Consider the following 16851-nt stretch of genomic DNA (forward strand, 5'->3'; position numbering starts at 1 on the left):
GCCCGCGCTGCCCGCGCTGCCCGCGCTGCCCGCGCTGCCCGCGCTGCCCGCGCTGCCCGCGCTGCCCGCGCTGCCCGCGCTGCCCGCGCTGCCGTCTGCGCCTGCGGTTCCGGCCTTGCCCGAGCTCCCGCCCTCGCCTGTCCAACTTCCATCAGCTGCGCTGCCGCCCGTGCCGGCCTTGCCGGCAAACCCCACGTTGCCCGCGCTGCCGGTGCTGCCTGCGCTGCCCGCGCTGCCGGTGCTGCCTGCCCTGCCGGTGCTGCCCGCGCTGCCTGCCCTGCCTGCGCTGCCCGCCCTGCCCGCGCTGCCTGCCCTGCCTGCCCTGCCGGTGCTGCCGGCGCTGCCCGCCCTGCCCACCCTCCCCGTCCCGCCCACGCCTCCGGTCCCGCCGACCTTCCCGGCCCTGCCGGCACCCCCCAACCTGCCACCCCCCTCAACCACCCTGCCCACGCTCATCCCGCCAGTCCGCCCCCCGACTGCCGCACCCCACCTCACCCTCCCCGACCCGACCCGGCCGGCAGACAAAACCGCCCCCCTGACCCGTCAGCCCGTCGCGACCCCACCCCCGGCCCCTGCCCTCCGAGCACCAGCCACCACCACCCCCCTCACCCGCTCCCAGGCCCGCCCCCACCCGATCCCCCCGCCGGGCCCCCCGCGGCAGCCCACCGATTCCGCCGGCATGGGCCACTCCCGGGACTCCGGCGGCGCCGGCTCGACCGTGGTGGGCACCGTCCCGTCGTCCTGGCGGCCGGAGATCCGTACCGCCGGCCTGCTGCCGGCCGCCGACTCCGCCGCCCGCGGGCGATCCGTCCGCTACAGCGGACCTCCCAGCTGATCGCCCTCCCTCCGGGGACAGGAAACCGGCCCGCGCCCGGGTGGTGACCCGGCGCCGGCCTTCCGCCGGCCGTTCCTGACATCCGCGCTCCGCCCCGTGACCGGGGCCGGGCCGCGCCGGACGCCGGCATTCCCACCGCGAAGCTTTGACCCTGGCTGGGAGGCCATCGTGATCCGCATTCTGCTCGTCGAACCCGTGAATCTGCTGCGCGGCGCCCTCGCCGCGACGTTGTCCCTGGAGGAGGACTTCGAGGTGGTCGCCGACCTGGGCCGCCTCGACGAGGCGCTGGACATGGCCCGGGCCGTGCCGCCGGACGTGGCCGTGATCGGCGTCGACCTGCTGGCCGATGACGGCCTGCGCACGATCGACCGGTTCACCCGGGAGCTGCCGCACTGCGCCACCCTGGTGCTGGCCGGCCCGGACGCGCCCGGGCTGCTCGGGCGGGCGCTGGAGGGGCACGTCCGGGGGGTCGTCGGCACCCACGCCGCGCCGAGCGAGCTGGTGCGCGGCATCCGGCGGCTGGCCCGCGGCGAACGGGTGATCGACGCCGGTCTGGCCGTCGCCGTGGTGGCCGCCCCGCGCAGCCCGCTGTCAGCGAGGGAGCTGGACGTGCTCGGTGTCGTCGCGTCCGGGGTGCCGTCGCAGGAGGTCGCCGCGAAGCTGCATCTGTCGCCAGGCACCGTCCGCAACTACATCTCCGCCATTCTCCGCAAGACCGGTACGCGCAACCGGCTGGAGGCCGTCCGTCTCGCCGAGGAGGCGGGCTGGTTCCGCTGACGGCGCCGGGCCGGGACCGTCCCAGTGGCCGACGATGGCGCGGTACAGCGGCGCGGTCCTCCGCAGCGACTCGTCGGTGCCCAGGATCGCGTTCCGGCCGTCCAGCAGCAGGATCCGGTCGGCCCGCAGCGCCGAGGTGACCCGGTGGGCGACCACCACCAGCGGGCCCGGGCGGTCGGCGAAGGCCCGTTCGGCGCGGGCCTCGCCGGCGGCGTCGAGGTGGCAGGTGGCCTCGTCGAGCAGCGCCAGCCGGGCCGGGGAGAGGTACGCCCGGGCCAGGGCCACCAGCTGCCGCTCGCCCGCCGACAGCCGGTCCGGGGTGACCGTCGCGGGGTAGCCGCCGAGCCGCTCGACCAGGTCGCGCAGGCCGACGGCGTCCACCGCCCGGTCGAGGTCGCGGTCGGTGGCGGCGGGGCGCAGGTAGCGCAGGTTGTCCCGCAGGGTGCCGCTGAAGACGTACGCCTCCTGCGGGATGAGCACCCGGTGCCGGGCCAGGGTCCGGGCGTCGAGGTCGGCCAGGCGGGTCCCGCCCAGCCGGGCCTCGCCGCGCCCGGGTCGCAGGGTGCCGGCCAGCAGGGCGACCAGGGTGGACTTGCCGATGCCGCTGGGGCCGACGATCGCCAGGTGGTCGCCGTCGCGCAGGTCGAGGTCGAGGTCGCGGACCACGGGCTCGGCGTGCCGGCCGTACGAGAACGTGACGCCGCGCAGGCTCACGTCCGCTGTGTCCGGCTGTCGCGCCGCCGAGGCCGGTCCGGCCGCCGGGCCGGGCCCGGCGGCGCGCAGGATGCGTTCGAGGGTCACGGTGAGGCGTACCCCGCCGCCGCCGAGGCCGCCGATCAGGGTGTTCAGGGCGGGCTGCACGCCGTGCAGCAGGTAGGTCAGGGCGCCGAGGACCGCGCCGGCGGTCAGCCCTCCGCGGATCAGCCACGGCGTCGCCAGCAGCACGACCACGACCGGCAGCCAGCCGGCGACGGCCAGGCTGAGGCCGCGGACGGCCGTCATGCGGGCCACCGCGCGTTCCGCCGCGGCCTGGCCGTCCACCGGCCCGGCGAGGGCGGCGGCCACCCGGTCCTCCGCCCCGCACGCGACGACGTCCCGCAGCCCCGCGAACGCCAGGCCGGCGCGGTCGGCGAGCTCCTCGTCGGCGTGCACGTACGCGCGCTGCCGGGCGACCATCGCCGGCAGGGTCGCGGCGAACAGGGCCAGGCCGGCCAGGATCGGCGCCGCCACGGCCAGGGCGAGCCGCGGCGCCAGCGCGGCCAGGCCCAGCAGCGCCCCGGTCACCGCGAACAGGAAGCCGCGCAGCGTCATGACCGCCCCGGCGAACGTGTCCCGGACGATCTCGACCTGGTGGGTGAGCCGGGCCACGGCCCCGCGTCCGTCGCCGCCGCCCGCCGCCGACCGCAGCGCGCCGCCCACGACGCGGGTCACCAGGTCGTCGCGCAGCGGCTCGGCCAGGCCGGCCAGGCAGCGGTAGGTGTTGCGGGTGCCGGCCGCGCCCAGCACGACCGCCGCCGCGAGCAGGCCGAGCCAGGCCAGGCCGGTGCGCGGCTGGCCGGCGAGGAAGCCGCGGTCCACGGCGTGGGCGACGGCCTGCCCGGACAGCACCGCGGGCACCGCCTCGACGGCCGACCACCAGGCCAGCCGGCCCAGCTCGGCGGGATGGCGGCGCAGGAACCGCAGCAGGTACCTCATCGGCCGGCCCCGGGGAACAGCGCCCGGTAGCCCGGGTCGCGCCACAGCACCCGGTGCTCGGCGTACCCGCGGAGCCGGCCGTGGTCGAGCCAGGCGACCCGGTCGACCCGGGCGGCGGTGCCGGCCCGGTGGGTGACGACCAGGCGGGTACGGCGGTCAGCGGCGTCGATCAGCGCCCGGCCGACCTCGTGCTCGGTCACCGTGTCCAGGCTGGAGGTGGCGTCGTCGAGGACCAGCAGCCGTTGCGCCCCCAGGGCCCGGGCGATGCCGAGCCGCTGCGCCTCGCCGCCGGAGAGCGGGGTGTCGGCCAGTCGCGTGTCGTACCCGTCGGGCAGGCGCTCGATGACGGTGTCGATGCGGGCGGCCCGGGCGGCGGCCCGGATCCGGGCCGCGGTGGGGGCGCCGGGGCCCAGGGCGAGGGCGGCGTCGACGGTCTCGCCGACGAGGACGGGACGGGCGAAGGCGTACCCGACGGCGCGGCGCAGCGACTCGTGGCGTACCCGGGGCAGCGGCACCCCGTCGAGCAGCACCTCGCCCTCGTCCGGGTCGAGGAGCCGGCCGCAGGCCGCGACCAGCGCGGACTTGCCCGCGCCGGACGGGCCGACCACCGCCACGGTGGCGCCGGCCGCGACCACCAGGTCGAGGTGGTCGAGCACCGGCGGCCGGCCCGCGCCGTCCGGGTGGCGCACGGTGACCCCGCGCAGCTCCAGGCGGCCGGCGCCGGGCGGGAGGTCCCGCCGGCCGTACCGCTGCGCCGGCGCGGCCAGGATCTCGGCGGTCCGGCGGCAGCCGGCCCGGCTGCGGGCGATGCGGCCCAGCACGCCGACCACCCCGCCGAGCCCGGCGCCGAGCGCGACGTACTGCAGCGCGGCCAGCACCGCGCCGGGGGTCAGCCGGCCGGCGGCGAGCGCGAGCCCGGCCACGGCGACCACGGCCAGCTGCATGAGGGGCGCCAGCAGGACGCCCTGCGCCGCGGCCCGGCCGATCGCGTCCCAGATGCGGGCGCCGTGCCGGCCCAGCTCGGGCAGCGGCCGCAGCACCCGCCGGATCTCCGCGTCCACGGTGGCGGCGGCCCCGATCGTGCGCGCGCCGGTCAGGGCCTCGGCCAGCCGCGCGGCGATGGTGCTCTGGGTGTGCTGGTAACGGGTGGCGGCGTCGGCCGTGTCGGCCACGTACGCGCGCAGCAGCAGGGTCAGCACCACCAGTCCGGCGACGAACGTCGCGCCCAGCCACGGGTCGATGAGGGTCAGGGCGACCAGGCTGCCCGCCGGCGGCACGAGCGCGGTGGCGGCCAGGGCGACGGCCGGGCCGGCCCCGGCCGCGCCGGGAACCTGGCCCACCAGCCGGCTGACCAGGTCGCCGGCCGGGTGCCGCCGGGCGGCGCCGGGAGCCAGCGCGAGCACGTGGCGGATCAGGGTGTGCCGCAGCCGGGCGGTGGCCCGGGCGGTGCCCAGGCCGGCCGCGAGCCCGGTCAGGATCTCGGCGGCGGCGATGACGGCGATGAGGGCGACGGCCGCGGCGATCCAGCGGCCGGGGCGGTCGCCGGGCCGCAGCGCCGCGTCGACGGCGGCGCCCAGCACGGCCGGGAGCAGCAGGTCCGCCCCGGCCACGGCCAGGGCGCTCACCGCCAGCACGGCGATCCACGGCCCGCCGTGCCGGACCGCGCGGGCGAGCACCCGGTCGCCGGTCACCGCGGACATCGCGCCTCCTCGGACGGTTGTCGGGTCGCGACGAGAAGGGCGGCCCCGGAACCGGGGGGTGTCCGGTCCGGGGCCGCGCCGTTCCCGCCTCGTCAGTTACAGGTCGTGACGCTCAGCGAGCTGTCGCCGCAGAGCAGCAGGCTGGCCCGGCTGCCACCGCCGCCGCCGGAGTTCTTCGCCTCGGTGGACAGTTCCATTCCCTGCAGGTCGAGAAGTGCCATGGTCGTTCTCCTCCTTGCTCGGTGGTGCGTTCTTCTTCCCGCCCGGTCGGGCGGAAGTCATCGGGCGCCGGCCGGGCCGGCCGCCGGGGCGAGGAACGGCAGGTCGGCCGCGGGGTCGTGGCGGGCCGCGCCGAGGGCGAGCAGCACCCCGGCCGTGCCGGTGGCCAGGTCCATGGACAGCCGCAGCAGCTGGTCGCCGGGGAAGGCGAGCCCGCTGCGGAACGGCACCGCGTGCCAGGCCAGGTTGCCGACCTGCCGGTCCAGCCGGTCGTCGTCGCGGTCGTGGCCGGCCAGGTAGCGGATGATCCCGGCGCGCCCGGCGAACAGCCCGGCCTGGGCGTAGAACGGGGACCCGGCGGCGCGGCCGATCGCGGCGCCGGCCCGGGCCAGGCGCTCGTCGGGGCGGTGGGCGAGCACCTGGTCGAGCACGATGCCGATGCCGGTGCTGCCCTGGGCCAGGTACGGCATGGTGCGCCAGCCCTCGTCGACCTCCAGCGCGCCGTCGGCCCGGGTGACGCAGCGGCGCAGGTCCTGGCGGAGCGCCGTCACGGCCCGGTCCAGCTGGGCGGGGTCGCCGGTGCGCTCGTACAGCCGCAGGAAGAGCAGGGCGGGACCGGTCCAGCCGTGGGTGAGCCCGGCCCGGGGCTGCCGTCCGCCGCTGACGGCGCGCTCACCGGCCGGCGGCTCCTCGGCGGCGACCGCGGCCAGCCGGGCGGACACCAGGTCGGTGGCGCGGCGGGCGGCGTCGTGCAGCGCCGTCTCGCCGGTGGCGTCGGCGAGGTGCAGCAGGCTGAGGGCGATGCCGGCCAGCCCGCTCATCAGGTCGGTGCCCAGCTCGTCCCAGGGTTCGCCCAGGCAGCGTGCGAGCACGTCGAGCGCTTCCTGGCGGCGGTCCAGCTCGTGCAGGACGTACGCGACCCCGTGCAGCCCGTCGTAGAAGCCCAGGCGCGAGCCGGAGGACGGGCGCAGCGCCCGCCGCACGAGCCAGTCCTCGAAGCCGGGGAACGGGCCGGCGCCGGTGGCGGCCAGGGCGTGCAGCACGCCGGCGGCGCCGTAGGCCAGGTTCAGCCCGCCGGAGTGGAACTGCTCGATGTCGCCGGGGAACAGCCGGTCGTCGCGGCGCGGGGTGGCACTGTCCACGATGGCGTCGGTGAGCCGGCGCATCAGGGCCGGCACGTCGGTGTCCGGCCGCGGCCGGGCAGCCGGGCCGGGGGCGGCGGGCCGCCCGGTGATCGTGGCGACCGCCTCGTCGAGGAACTCGGCCGGCACCTCGAAGTGCTCGGCGATCACGGCGGCGAAGTCACGTGCCTTCTCCGGCGCCAGCCGCAGCATGGCGGTCAGCGGCAGGAACATCGCCAGCCGCAGGCAGGCCAGGGCGTACCGGTCGACGTCGGGCCCGGTGACCCCGCGGGGCGCCGCGAAGCCCTGGTTGCGCAGGCCCGGGCGGCGGTAGCCGTCCGCCGGGCCGGCCACCTCGAAGTCGATGAGGACCGCGGTGTCCGCGTCCGGGCCGTCCGTGCGCACCAGCACGTTGAACAGGTGCAGGTCGCCGTAGACCAGGCCGCGCTCGTGGACCGCGTCGATGATCCGCTCGACCTGGGCGTAGACGTGCAGCGCCCACCGGCTGTACGCGCGGTACCGCTCGGCGCCGGCCCGCGCGTCGATCAGCGGGTACCGGTCCACCAGCAGCTTGTTCAGCGGCACGGCGTCGATGTGCTCCAGGGCCAGGAAGTCGTGCTCGCCGAGGCGGAACCGGTCGTGCACGCGGGGCACGCCGGGCAGGTCGGACAGCAGCTCCAGCGCCTCCTGCTCGCGGGTGAGCCGGGCCACCGCGTCCACGCCGTCGGCGTCGAGGCCGGCGTGCGGCCGCGCCTCCTTGAGCACCACGCGGTCGCCGGTCCGGGTGTCGGTGCCCCGGTAGAGGCCGCCGCCGTTGGAGAAGTGGATGACCTCCTCGATCCGGTACGGCAGGTCGACCACGGTGGTGGCGTTGCGGGCGGCCAGGTGCGGGCCGAGGAACCGGGGCAGCGGGACCCAGTCCGGCGTCCGGAAGACCGGGTCGCGCCGGTCGGGGACGAGCCGGCCGGACGGGTCGGCCAGGGCCGGCTCGACCACGCCGTCCGCGACGCAGTACCGGGCGGCGAAACCGCCGTACCGCACGTGCACGGGTCCGTCGCCCAGGCGCAGGTCGCTGAGGATGTACGGGCCCGGCTCGCCGTCGAGCAGCTCGCCGAGTTCCTTGCCGACGACCTCCAGCTCGGCGTCGTCGCGCGGGTACACGGTGATGAACTTGCCGCTGGAGCCGCGCCGGGCGTACTTGGCGTTGCGCAGCAGCAGCGCGGCGCGGCCGTGGATGAACTTGAACGGCAGGCCCCGGGACCGGCAGTAGCCGAAGACCCGGTCCAGGACCCGTTCCGCGTTGTCGAGGCAGGCCGAGACGTGGATCTTCCAGCCCTGGTCGGGCAGCTCGCCGCCCTCCGGGCCGTAGATCAGCCAGTCGTCCAGCGTCTCGCGCCGCCAGCCGTCCGGCACCGGACGCCGGGCCGCGGCGAACCAGGTCGCCTCGGGCTGGGCGCTGGTCAGCGCGTCGTAGAAGTACGGGTCGGCGACGCAGAACCGTTCGTACTGCTTGTCCATGGCGCCGGCTCCCCTCCGCTGATCGGTCCTGGTCGGCTGGCCTTGCTGCCTCCCAGTCTCGGCGCGGCGCAGGGGCGGACCCAGTGAGCGCTGTCATGGGCTCGGGATGAGACGGATGAGGGGTGATTGCTGACGACGGTCACGTTTAGGACGGCGTCCGGGTGGGAGGGAGCCGGCGGACCAGGGCCGGGCGGGTCAGGGCCGGCCGGCCGCGGCGACGCGCTGGGCGCGCGGGTCGAACCCGGACGCCTCGGCCAGGCGCTGCCACAGCGCGCGCTCGGCGGCCGACGGCTGCGGGGGTACGACGATGCGCACCTCGGCGTACAGGTCCCCGGCCGTGCCCCGCGGGTGCGGCATGCCGCGGCCCCGCAGCCGCAGCCGGCGCCCGGTGGACGAGCCCGGCGGGACCTGGACCCGGACCGGGCCGCCCGGGGTGTCCACCGGCACGCTCGCCCCGAGCGCCGCCTCCCACGGCGCGACGGGCAGGTCGACGGTGATGTCCCGCCCCTCGACCCGGTACCGCGGGTGCGGCGCCAGGCGCACCACCAGGTACAGGTCGCCACGGGGACCGCCGCCGAGCCCGGCCGCGCCCTGCCCGGCCAGGCGGATGCGCTGGCCGTCGGTGACGCCGGCCGGGATGGCGACCTCGTAGCCGCGGGCGCCGGCCGAGGTCTGCAGCGTGATCCGCCGCCGGCCGCCGGTGTAGGCGTCCTCCACCGGAAGCTCGAGCTCCGCCTCGCTGTCCGCGCCCGGCGCCGAGAACCGGGTGGCCGGCCCGAAGCCGCCGCCGAACAGGCCGCCCAGCAGGTCGTCGAGGCCGGTGCCGACGGAGCCGCGGCCCGGGTTGTGCACGTACACCCGGCGGCCGCCGGCGCCCGGGAACGGGCCGGCGCCGGGCGCCGGACCCTCGTAGCCCTCCGGCACCTGCCGCCAGGCGTCGCCGAAGCGGTCGTACCGGGCCCGCTTCCGGTCGTCGGAGAGGACCTCGTACGCCTCGTTGATCTGTTTGAAGGTCTCCTCGGCGCCGGGCTCCCGGTTGATGTCCGGGTGGTGGCGGCGGGCGAGCTTGCGGTATGCGCGCTGGATGTCGTCCTGGCCGGCCGTCCGGCTCACCCCGAGGATCTGGTAGTAGTCAGTCGTTGCCACCGCGATCCGCTCCTCGCTGGAAAGGCTGCCACTTCCAGTCATAAAACTTGAGCCCACCACCGTCAAGTCTGGGGAGAATCACCAGCTCAGCCAGCTCGTAACGGGGGGGCGCGGGGTCGCCTTGACGGTGACACGAGATTGTTGTAAAGAAGAAGGGGGGTTGAGTCAAGGGGACTCAACTCCGGGTGGTTCCCCCGGACCCGTCCTGGTGAAGGAGCACCGAGGAGGAGATGACCATGTTGATGCGTACCGACCCGTTCCGCGAGTTCGACCGCCTGTTCGAGCAGCTCGCCGGCACCGCCGGCCGCCCGGCGGTGATGCCTGTGGACGCCGAGCGTGACGGCGAGTGGTTCAACGTCTACTTCGACCTGCCCGGCGTCGACCCGGACTCGATCGACCTGACCGTCGAGCGCAACGTGCTGCAGGTCAGGGCCCAGCGGCAGCGCGCGGGCAAGGAGGGCGTCGAGGGCGTGATCTCCGAACGGCCGATGGGGGTGTTCAGCCGCCAGCTGTTCCTCGGCGACACCCTCGACACCGACAACCTGCAGGCCAGCTATGAGAACGGCGTGCTGACGCTGCGCATCCCGGTCTCCGAGCGGGCCAAGCCCCGCAAGATCAGCATCGGCGCCGGCGACAGCGGCCACAAGGTGATCAACGGCTGAACGGCGCGGGCGAAGGTCCTCTTCCCGGCCCGGCGCCCGCCCGCGGGCGCCGGGCCGCGACCCGGACGAGCAGGACCGGGCAGACACCCGGCCGGGCACGATGACGGCCGCCCGCCACTCACCCGGCGGGCGCGGGCGCATCCTCCGCCGGCACCGCTGCCGGCACCGCCGCCGCCAGCGTGAACGTCAGGCGGGCACCCTCCCGGTACGCCGGGTCCAGCGCGATGTGCCCGCCGTGGTACTCGACGATCTTCTTGCACACGGCCAGGCCGATGCCGGTGCCCGGGTAGCTGTCGCGCGGGTGCAGCCGCTGGAAGATGACGAAGATCTTGCCGGCGAACTCGGGGTCGACGCCGATGCCGTTGTCCTGCACCGCGAACGTCCAGACCCCGTCGGCCTGCGCGGCGGTGATGTGGATGACCGGTTCCCCCTGCGGGCGGCGGAACTTGATCGCGTTGCCGATGAGGTTCTGCCACAGCATGGTCAGCAGCGTGGCGTCGCCGTGCACGGTGGGCAGCGCCGGCCGGACGATCCGCGCGCCGCTCTCCGCGATGGCCAGCGCGAGGCCGTCCTCCACCTGGGCGACGACCAGGTCCAGGTCGACCGGCTGGGTCGCGTTGTGCACCCGGCCGATGCGCGAGAAGCCGAGCAGGTCGTTGATCAGGCTCTGCATCCGCGTGGCGCCCTCGACCGCGAACGAGATGTACTGCTGGGCCCGTTCGTCCAGCGCGCCGGCGTACCGGCGTTGCAGCAGCTGGCAGAACGAGGCCACCTTGCGCAGCGGCTCCTGCAGGTCGTGCGACGCGACGTAGGCGAACTGCTCCAGGTCGGCATTGGACCGCTCCAGCTCGCGCCGCTGCTGCTCCAGCTGGTCACGGGCCTGCTGGCTGGCCGCCAGCCCGTCGACCAGGCGGCGCCGCATCGCCTCCACGTCATGGCCCAGCCGGGCCAGGTCGGCCGGGCCGTGCGGGGTCAGCCGATGCTCGAAGTCGCCGCCCGCGACCCGGCGGACCGCGGCGCTCAACCGGCTCAGCGGTCGCAGCACCGCCAGGCGCAGCAGCACGGCGATCACCACGATGAAGGCGAGCAGGACCGCGGCCAGGAAGAGGAACACGCCGTCGCGGACCCGGCGGGAGCGGTCCAGGTCGGCGCGCCCGTCCCGGCGGATCTCGGCGAGCCGTTCGTCGAGGGCGATGACGCGGGACCGGACCGTGGTGAAGGCGTCCTGGCCGCGCAGCACGACAGCCATGGACGCCGGGCCGGCGCCGGCCGGGTGCCCGGCGATCAGCCGGTCCGCCACCGCGCGCCACCGGCCGGCCTCCTGCTCGGCGGCGGTCAGGGCGGCCAGCGCGCCGGGCTCGTCGCTCAGCAGCGCCCGCATCCGGGACACGGCGGCCCGCGCCTCGCCGATGCCCCGGGTGTACGGCTCCAGGAACTGCCGCTGGCTGCTGAGCAGGTAGCCCCGTACCCCGGTCTCCTGGTCGGCCAGCGCCGCGCGGAACTCGACCACGGCCGTGCGCGCCGGTGAGATCCGGTCGCTCAGGTGGTTGGACACCGTCGCGGTACGCGACAACGCCTGCGCGCCGACCACCACCCCGGCCAGCACCAGCAGGACCATCGCCGACAGCACCACAGCGAACCAGCGCTGCGTGGTCCACCGGCCGCCGGCCGCGGCTCCCGCAAGATTCACAGGCGCACCGTACGCGAGGGCGGCGCCGGTCAGAAGTCCCGGGCTGCGTCGAACCAGGTCAGCGCCTGCTGCTCGGCGACCGGCACACCCGCGAGGGCGGCCAGCAGGGCCACCGCCGTGGCGGCGTCGTCGCGTTCGCCCGTCTCGATGCCGGGCAGCGCGTTGACCGCGCCGACGAAGCCGGTGATCGCCCGCTCCGCCTCGGCGAGCCCGGTGGCGGCGGCCGCCGCGGCGGCCGCCGTCCGGAATGCCTTCGTCGCCGGCCGGGCGGCGCGGGCGGGCCAGCCGGAGAACGGGAGGCCGTACTCCTCGACGAACCAGCGCCGCGACCGCAGCCGGCTGACGCCGCTGTGGTCGCTCAGCCGGCCCGCGGGCAGCGCCCGGAGCTGCCGGCGCAGCTGCCGCCCGCCGGCCTCGTCGATGTTCCAGGCGATGAGCCGGGTCAGCGCCGGCCAGGTGTCCAGCGGCGGCAGCCCGGCGAGGTCGGGCACGTACCGGAGCTCGAGGGCGGCCAGCGGCAGCCGGGCCAGCGCCTCCGGGTGTGCGAGGGCGCCCCGGAGGTCCAGGCTGTGCAGGGCCGGGAACCGGCCGAGGCTGCGGCAGTCGAGCGGCCGGTCGAGCGGGCCGCCGATCACGGTCAGCGCGGTCACGCCGGCCAGCGCGGGCAGCGGCGGCAGGGCCCGGGCGCCGCCCGCGCCGGAGGCCGGTGCGGGCATCCGGTCGGCGGTCGGCGCGTCCGGCAGCACGAGCGCGACGGACGCCGGTAGACCGTCGGGGTGCGCGACGATGGTGAAGCGGGCCGGGTCCCCGTGCAGGGTCAGGTGCCGCAGCACCGACGGCGCGGGCAGCCGGATCCGGATCCGGGGACCGTGGCTGACCAGGGACAGCTCCCGGATCCGCGAGCCGGAGGCGTCCCAGTCGGCGTCGCGCAGCGGTGCGACGCGCAGGCCCTCGGCCGGGCGCTCCCGGGTCCAGGCCAGGACGGCGTCGTCGTCGCCGGTGTAGGTGAGGTACCGCGGCCACGGGTCACCCGCCGGGGTGGTCAGCGCGTCGAACACCGACCAGTCGATCCGGGCCGCCGGGTCGACGTGCAGGTCGGCGCCGCTCCCGGGCGGACCGACGTGCAGGCTGCCCACCCCCGGCCGGCGGACCAGCAGGTGGCTGCCGGGCCCGGTGAGGGAGATCCGGCACTTCTCGATCATGGTCATCCGGTCATCCTCGCGTGCCCGGCCCGCGGCCGGACCGCCGCGTCAGCGTCCCGCGCCGAGCAGCGCGCGCACGGCCGCGGCGTCCGGCCGCCCCAGCGCGGCCCGCGCGAGGTCGGCGGCGGCGGCCCGGTCGGTGGCGCGCACGGCCTCCTTGATCGCCGGTACAGCGGGTGGCGTCACGCTCAGTTCGCGGACCCCGAGCCCGGTCAGCAGGGGCGCCGCCGCCTCGTCGCCCGCCAGCTCCCCGCACACCGCGACCGTGACGCGCTCACCCGCGCCCCGGCACGCCGCGTCGATCAGCCGCAGCACGCCCGGATCCAGCCCGTCGGCGAGCTCGGCCAGCGCGGGGTTGCCCCGCTCGGCCGCCAGCGCGTACTGGGTCAGGTCGTTCGTGCCGATGCTGAGGAAGTCCACGTACGGCGCGAACGTGGCCGCCTTGAGCGCGGCCGACGGCACCTCCACCATGATCCCCACGCGCAGGCCGGCGGGTGGGCCGCCGCCCTCCCGGGCGATGACGTCGTCGAGCATCCGGCGGGCGCGCAGCAGCTCGCCGACCGTGCTCACCATCGGGAACATCACGCTGACCGGCACGTCGCGGGCCACCCGGACGACGGCCAGCAGCTGGTCGGTGAGCAGGGCGGGATGCCGCAGCGTGTACCGCAGCCCGCGGACGCCCAGGAACGGATTCGCCTCGACCGGCGCCGGCAGGTACCGCAGCGGCTTGTCCCCGCCGACGTCGAGGGTGCGGACGGTGATCCGCCGGCCGCCCAGCGCCCCGGCGATCTCCCGCCAGGCGGCCTCCTGCTCGGCCACGTCCGGCGCCGCGTCCCGGTCCAGGAACAGGAACTCGGTGCGGATCAGCCCGACCAGGTCCGCGCCGTGCTCCGCGGCGGCCCGGGCGTCGGCCGGCGAACCCACGTTCGCACCGACCTCGACGGTGACGCCGTCGCGGGTCACGGCCGGAGCCGCGGCCCGGCCGGCCGCGTGCCGCCGGCGGGACTCCTGGTCGCGGGCGCGGGCGCGCAGCTCGGCCAGCACCGGCTCCGCCGGGGCGACGAGCACCTCGCCGGTGCGGCCGTCCAGCGCCACCGGCGTACCGTCGGCGATCTCCAGGACCGCCGGCCCGGCGCCGACCACGGCGGGGATGCCGCGGGTCCGCAGCAGGATCGCGCTGTGCGCGGCCGGGCTGCCGGACGCGAGCAGGACCCCGGCGATCCGGCCGGGGTCGAGCCCGGCGGCCCCGGCCGGGGTGAGATCGGCGGCGATCAGCACCCCGGACCCGGCCACCACCTCGCCCGGCACGCCGAGCAGGGCCCGCAGCGTCTGATCGGCGACCGCGCGCACGTCGGCGGCCCGGGCCTTGAGGTACGGGTCGGCCAGCGCCTCGAACTCCCCGGCGATCCGGTCGGTGGCCGCCGCCCAGGCCCGCGGCGCGCTCTCGCCGGCGTCGGTCCGGGACCGCACCTCGGCCAGCAGGTCGTCGTCGTCGAGCAGCAGCAGGTGCGCGTCGAAGATCGAGCCCTCGCCCCCGGTGGCCGCCCGCAGCCGCGCCAGGTCGTGCCGGACGGCGGTGAGCGCGTCGCCGATGCGCTGCCACTCCCGGGCCGGTTCCCGGGCGGGGACGTCGGGGACGGCGAGCGGCGCCGCGGACAGGCGCCGGGCCGGCCCGATGGCGATGCCCGGCGAGGCCGGCCACCCGGCCGCCGGCTGTCCCGCGCCGGTCCCGCCCGACGCCTGCGCCGCGGGACCGCCTTCAGCCCGGCCGGAGAGCGCGGCCCGGCCCCGGTCCTCCGCCTGGTCCGCGGGCCCGCCCCGCGGCTGGTCCGCCGCCCACGGCTGCGGTCCGGCGCCGGCGGTCTCCTCGGTCTCGTCGAACGCGCGGCCGGCCAGCGCCACGACCCGGTCGACCGCCGCCCGCGCCCGCGGGCCCGAGGCGCGTACCTCGATCCGCTGCCCGTGCCGCACGCCCAGGGTGGCGACCCGCGACAGGCTCGTCGCCGGCGCCCACGGCGACCCCGTGTCGGCGTTGCGGATCCGCACCTGCGCGTCCAGGGACCGGGCCAGCGCGACGAGCCGGGCAGCCGGCCGCGCGTGCAGGCCGTGCCGGTTGCGCACCACCACCGTGGCCGAAGGCCCGTCCCCGGCACCGTCCCCGGTGTCGGCGCTGGTGGCGGCGGGCGCGCCGAGCTGGGACTGTTTGCCCGCCAGCCCGGCCGTGGCCTCGGCGGCGACCTCGTCCCGGCCGGCCCCGCCCGCGGCCGCCACCGCGGCGGCCACCAGACCCTCGACCAGCGGTCCAGGGCACAGCACGACCCGGTCGCGCCGGTCGTCCGGCATCAGGTCGAGCGCCAGCTCCGCGGACAGCACGGCGCTGCCCAGGTCCATCAGCACGACCACGCCGTCGCCCCGGTCGGCGGCGGCCACCGCCTCGGCGATGGCCACCGCGTCCGTGCCGAACGTCTCGTCGTCGAGCCCGGCGGCGATCTCGACCGGCACCGGCACGCCCTGGATCATCTCCGCCGCGAGCGCCGCCGCGGCGCCGGCCAGGACCCGGCTGTGGCTGACCACCACCAGGCCGACCACGCCCTCAGTCCCCGCCGAGCACGGTCGCCGCCGCGCTCACCAGCATTGTCACCGAGGTCGCGCCGGGGTCCTGGTGCCCGGCGCTGCGCTCGCCGAGATAGCTGGCCCGGCCCTTGCGGGCCACCATCGGGATGGTCGCGTCCCGGCCCTGCTCGGCCGCCCGGAGCGCCGCCCGCAGCGCCTCGCCGAGCGGCCGGCCGGCGGCCAGCGCCTCGTCCAGGGCGTCCACCGCGGGGGCCAGCGCGTCGTACATCGTCTTGTCGCCGGCCGCGGGCTTGCCGCGGGCGACCACCCCGTCGAGCCCGGCCCGCAGCACCTTGGCGTACCCGGGGGCGTCGAGCGCGTCGGCGGCCCCGGCCGCGGCGGCCATCCGTAGGAACGCGGTGCCGTACAGCGGGCCGCTGGCCCCGCCGACCTTGCTGACCAGGGTCATGCCGGTCCGCTTGAGCACGTCGGCCGGGGTGGTGGGCGGGTCGGCGGCCAGCGCGGCGAGGACCGCGGTCATCCCGCGGTCCATGTTGACGCCGTGGTCGGCGTCGCCGATCGCCGAGTCGAGCTCGGTGAGCAGGTCCCGGCCGGCCGCGATCAGCCGGCCGAACTCCCGGACCCAGGCGGTCAGGGCCGCGGTGTCCACGGTGGCGGTCATCGCGGTCAGGCTCCCCACCGCAACGCCGGGGTACGCACCGGCGCGTCCCACAGCCGCAGCATCTCGTCGTCGGTCTTGACCAGGGTGACCGAGCAGCCGGCCATGTCGAGGCTGGTGATGTACGGCCCGACCAGCGACCGGGCCACCGTGATGCCGGCCTTCGCGAGGATCGCCGCCACCTCGTGGTAGACCACGTACAGCTCGATCAGCGGCGTGGCGCCCATGCCGTTGACGAAGGCGATCACGCCGTCGCCGCCGGTGAAGTCGAGGTCGCCGAGGATCGGGCCGACGAGCATCTCGGCGATCTCGGCGGCCGTGGCCAGCGGCGCCCGCCGCCGCCCCGGCTCGCCGTGGATGCCGATGCCGACCTCCATCTGGCCGTCCGGCAGGTCGAAGGTGGGCTTGCCGGCGGTCGGCACCGTGCACGAGGAGAGCGCCACGCCCATGCTGCGGCCGTTCGCGTTGACCCTGCGGGCGATGTCGGCGACCTCGGCCAGCGGCCGGTGCTGGCCGGCGGCGGCCCCGGCGATCTTCTCCACCAGCACGGTCACCCCGACCCCGCGGCGCCCGGCGGTGTAGAGGCTGTCCTGCACCGCCACGTCGTCGTCGGTCACCACGGCGACGACCTCGACGCCGGTCTCGGCGGCCGCGATCTCGGCCGCCATCTCGAAGTTCATCACGTCGCCGGTGTAGTTCTTGACGATGTGCAGCACCCCGGCGCCGCCGTCGACGGCCTTGGTCGCCGCCATGATCTGGTCGGGCACCGGCGAGGTGAAGATCTCGCCCGCGCACGCCGCGTCCAGCATGCCGGGGCCGACGAAGCCGGCGTGCAGCGGTTCGTGCCCGGACCCGCCGCCGGAGACCAGGCCCACCTTGCCCTGGACCGGGGCGTCGCCGCGGAAGACGATGCGGTTCTCGTGGTCCACGCGGAGCTCGGGATGGGCGTCGGCCATGCCGCGGAGCGCGTCCGCGACCACATTCGACGGATCGTTGATCAGCTGGTTCATCGATGACTCCTCGCCGCTGGGTGCCGGAGGGACGACCTGCCACC

11 protein-coding genes and 2 pseudogenes are annotated in these 16851 nt (G+C 76.9%); 3 read left to right on the top strand and 10 right to left on the bottom strand.

Annotation, left to right across the window (positions count from 1 at the left end; genetic code table 11):
• Together Ani05nite_RS41640 and Ani05nite_RS36980 are read left to right on the top strand one after the other, a co-directional pair.
• Positions 1–835 (top strand): annotated as a pseudogene (locus tag Ani05nite_RS41640) (hypothetical protein); the annotation flags it as partial.
• Positions 836–1126: 291 nt separating this feature from the next.
• Positions 1127–1528, top strand: a pseudogene (locus tag Ani05nite_RS36980) (LuxR C-terminal-related transcriptional regulator); the annotation flags it as partial.
• Here Ani05nite_RS36980 and Ani05nite_RS42170 read toward each other — a convergent pair.
• The 5 genes from Ani05nite_RS42170 to Ani05nite_RS37005 form a co-directional block, all read right to left on the bottom strand.
• The gene (locus Ani05nite_RS42170; protein WP_377882690.1) at positions 1427–3307 is read right to left on the bottom strand and encodes an ATP-binding cassette domain-containing protein; all 1881 of its coding nucleotides are present in this window, start codon (positions 3305–3307) and stop codon (positions 1427–1429) included. The pseudogene Ani05nite_RS36980 and the gene Ani05nite_RS42170 sit on opposite strands and share 102 nt — an antisense overlap.
• Positions 3304–5007, bottom strand: a complete 1704-nt coding sequence (locus tag Ani05nite_RS36990) for an ATP-binding cassette domain-containing protein (protein WP_203776263.1) — start codon at positions 5005–5007, stop codon at positions 3304–3306. Before Ani05nite_RS36990 ends, Ani05nite_RS42170 begins: the two co-directional genes overlap by 4 nt.
• A gap of 92 nt (positions 5008–5099) precedes the next feature.
• Entirely contained in the window at positions 5100–5228 is a 129-nt protein-coding gene (locus Ani05nite_RS36995; RefSeq protein ID WP_203776271.1) for a SapB/AmfS family lanthipeptide, read from the bottom strand.
• Between the two features lie 57 nt (positions 5229–5285).
• Positions 5286–7865 (bottom strand): class III lanthionine synthetase LanKC, encoded by a 2580-nt coding sequence (gene lanKC / locus Ani05nite_RS37000; protein WP_203776273.1) that lies wholly within the window; start codon positions 7863–7865, stop codon positions 5286–5288.
• A 195-nt stretch (positions 7866–8060) separates the two neighbouring features.
• Positions 8061–9011, bottom strand: a complete 951-nt coding sequence (locus tag Ani05nite_RS37005; protein WP_239131016.1) for a DnaJ C-terminal domain-containing protein — start codon at positions 9009–9011, stop codon at positions 8061–8063.
• A gap of 236 nt (positions 9012–9247) precedes the next feature.
• Here Ani05nite_RS37005 and Ani05nite_RS37010 point away from each other — a divergent pair, with 236 nt between their 5' ends.
• Positions 9248–9673 carry an Hsp20/alpha crystallin family protein gene (locus Ani05nite_RS37010; RefSeq protein ID WP_203776274.1) on the top strand — a complete coding sequence of 142 codons (426 nt, stop codon included), beginning with the start codon at positions 9248–9250 and terminating at the stop codon, positions 9671–9673.
• A gap of 118 nt (positions 9674–9791) precedes the next feature.
• On the opposite strand, the gene Ani05nite_RS37015 is transcribed toward Ani05nite_RS37010, so the two are convergent.
• Genes Ani05nite_RS37015 through dhaK form a run of 5 tightly spaced genes read right to left on the bottom strand, consistent with a single transcriptional unit; the run spans position 9792 to position 16807 of the window.
• Complete coding sequence (locus Ani05nite_RS37015) at positions 9792–11363, bottom strand: sensor histidine kinase (RefSeq protein WP_203776276.1); 1572 nt, start codon at positions 11361–11363, stop codon at positions 9792–9794.
• Positions 11364–11392: 29 nt separating this feature from the next.
• Entirely contained in the window at positions 11393–12571 is a 1179-nt protein-coding gene (locus Ani05nite_RS37020; protein ID WP_203776278.1) for a hypothetical protein, read from the bottom strand.
• Between the two features lie 42 nt (positions 12572–12613).
• Positions 12614–15154, bottom strand: a complete 2541-nt coding sequence (gene ptsP / locus Ani05nite_RS37025) for a phosphoenolpyruvate--protein phosphotransferase (RefSeq protein WP_203776280.1) — start codon at positions 15152–15154, stop codon at positions 12614–12616.
• Positions 15155–15158: 4 nt separating this feature from the next.
• Positions 15159–15800 (bottom strand): dihydroxyacetone kinase subunit DhaL, encoded by a 642-nt coding sequence (gene dhaL, locus Ani05nite_RS37030; RefSeq protein WP_203776282.1) that lies wholly within the window; start codon positions 15798–15800, stop codon positions 15159–15161.
• Between the two features lie 5 nt (positions 15801–15805).
• The gene (dhaK, locus tag Ani05nite_RS37035) at positions 15806–16807 is read right to left on the bottom strand and encodes a dihydroxyacetone kinase subunit DhaK (protein ID WP_203776284.1); all 1002 of its coding nucleotides are present in this window, start codon (positions 16805–16807) and stop codon (positions 15806–15808) included.
• Between the last annotated feature and the right edge of the window lie 44 nt (positions 16808–16851).

The organism is Actinoplanes nipponensis (assembly GCF_016862275.1).
In the GTDB taxonomy this organism is placed as follows: domain Bacteria; phylum Actinomycetota; class Actinomycetes; order Mycobacteriales; family Micromonosporaceae; genus Actinoplanes; species Actinoplanes nipponensis.

What these genes read in the sequence shown, in the direction of transcription:
- Ani05nite_RS42170 (WP_377882690.1), bottom strand. Translation starts at nt 3,307, where the DNA reads ATGAGGTACCTGCTGCGGTTCCTGCGCCGCCATCCCGCCGAGCTGGGC.
- Ani05nite_RS36990 (WP_203776263.1), bottom strand. Translation starts at nt 5,007, where the DNA reads ATGTCCGCGGTGACCGGCGACCGGGTGCTCGCCCGCGCGGTCCGGCAC.
- Ani05nite_RS36995 (WP_203776271.1), bottom strand. Translation starts at nt 5,228, where the DNA reads ATGGCACTTCTCGACCTGCAGGGAATGGAACTGTCCACCGAGGCGAAG.
- lanKC (WP_203776273.1), bottom strand. Translation starts at nt 7,865, where the DNA reads ATGGACAAGCAGTACGAACGGTTCTGCGTCGCCGACCCGTACTTCTAC.
- Ani05nite_RS37010 (WP_203776274.1), top strand. Translation starts at nt 9,248, where the DNA reads ATGTTGATGCGTACCGACCCGTTCCGCGAGTTCGACCGCCTGTTCGAG.
- Ani05nite_RS37020 (WP_203776278.1), bottom strand. Translation starts at nt 12,571, where the DNA reads ATGACCATGATCGAGAAGTGCCGGATCTCCCTCACCGGGCCCGGCAGC.
- dhaL (WP_203776282.1), bottom strand. Translation starts at nt 15,800, where the DNA reads ATGACCGCCACCGTGGACACCGCGGCCCTGACCGCCTGGGTCCGGGAG.
- dhaK (WP_203776284.1), bottom strand. Translation starts at nt 16,807, where the DNA reads ATGAACCAGCTGATCAACGATCCGTCGAATGTGGTCGCGGACGCGCTC.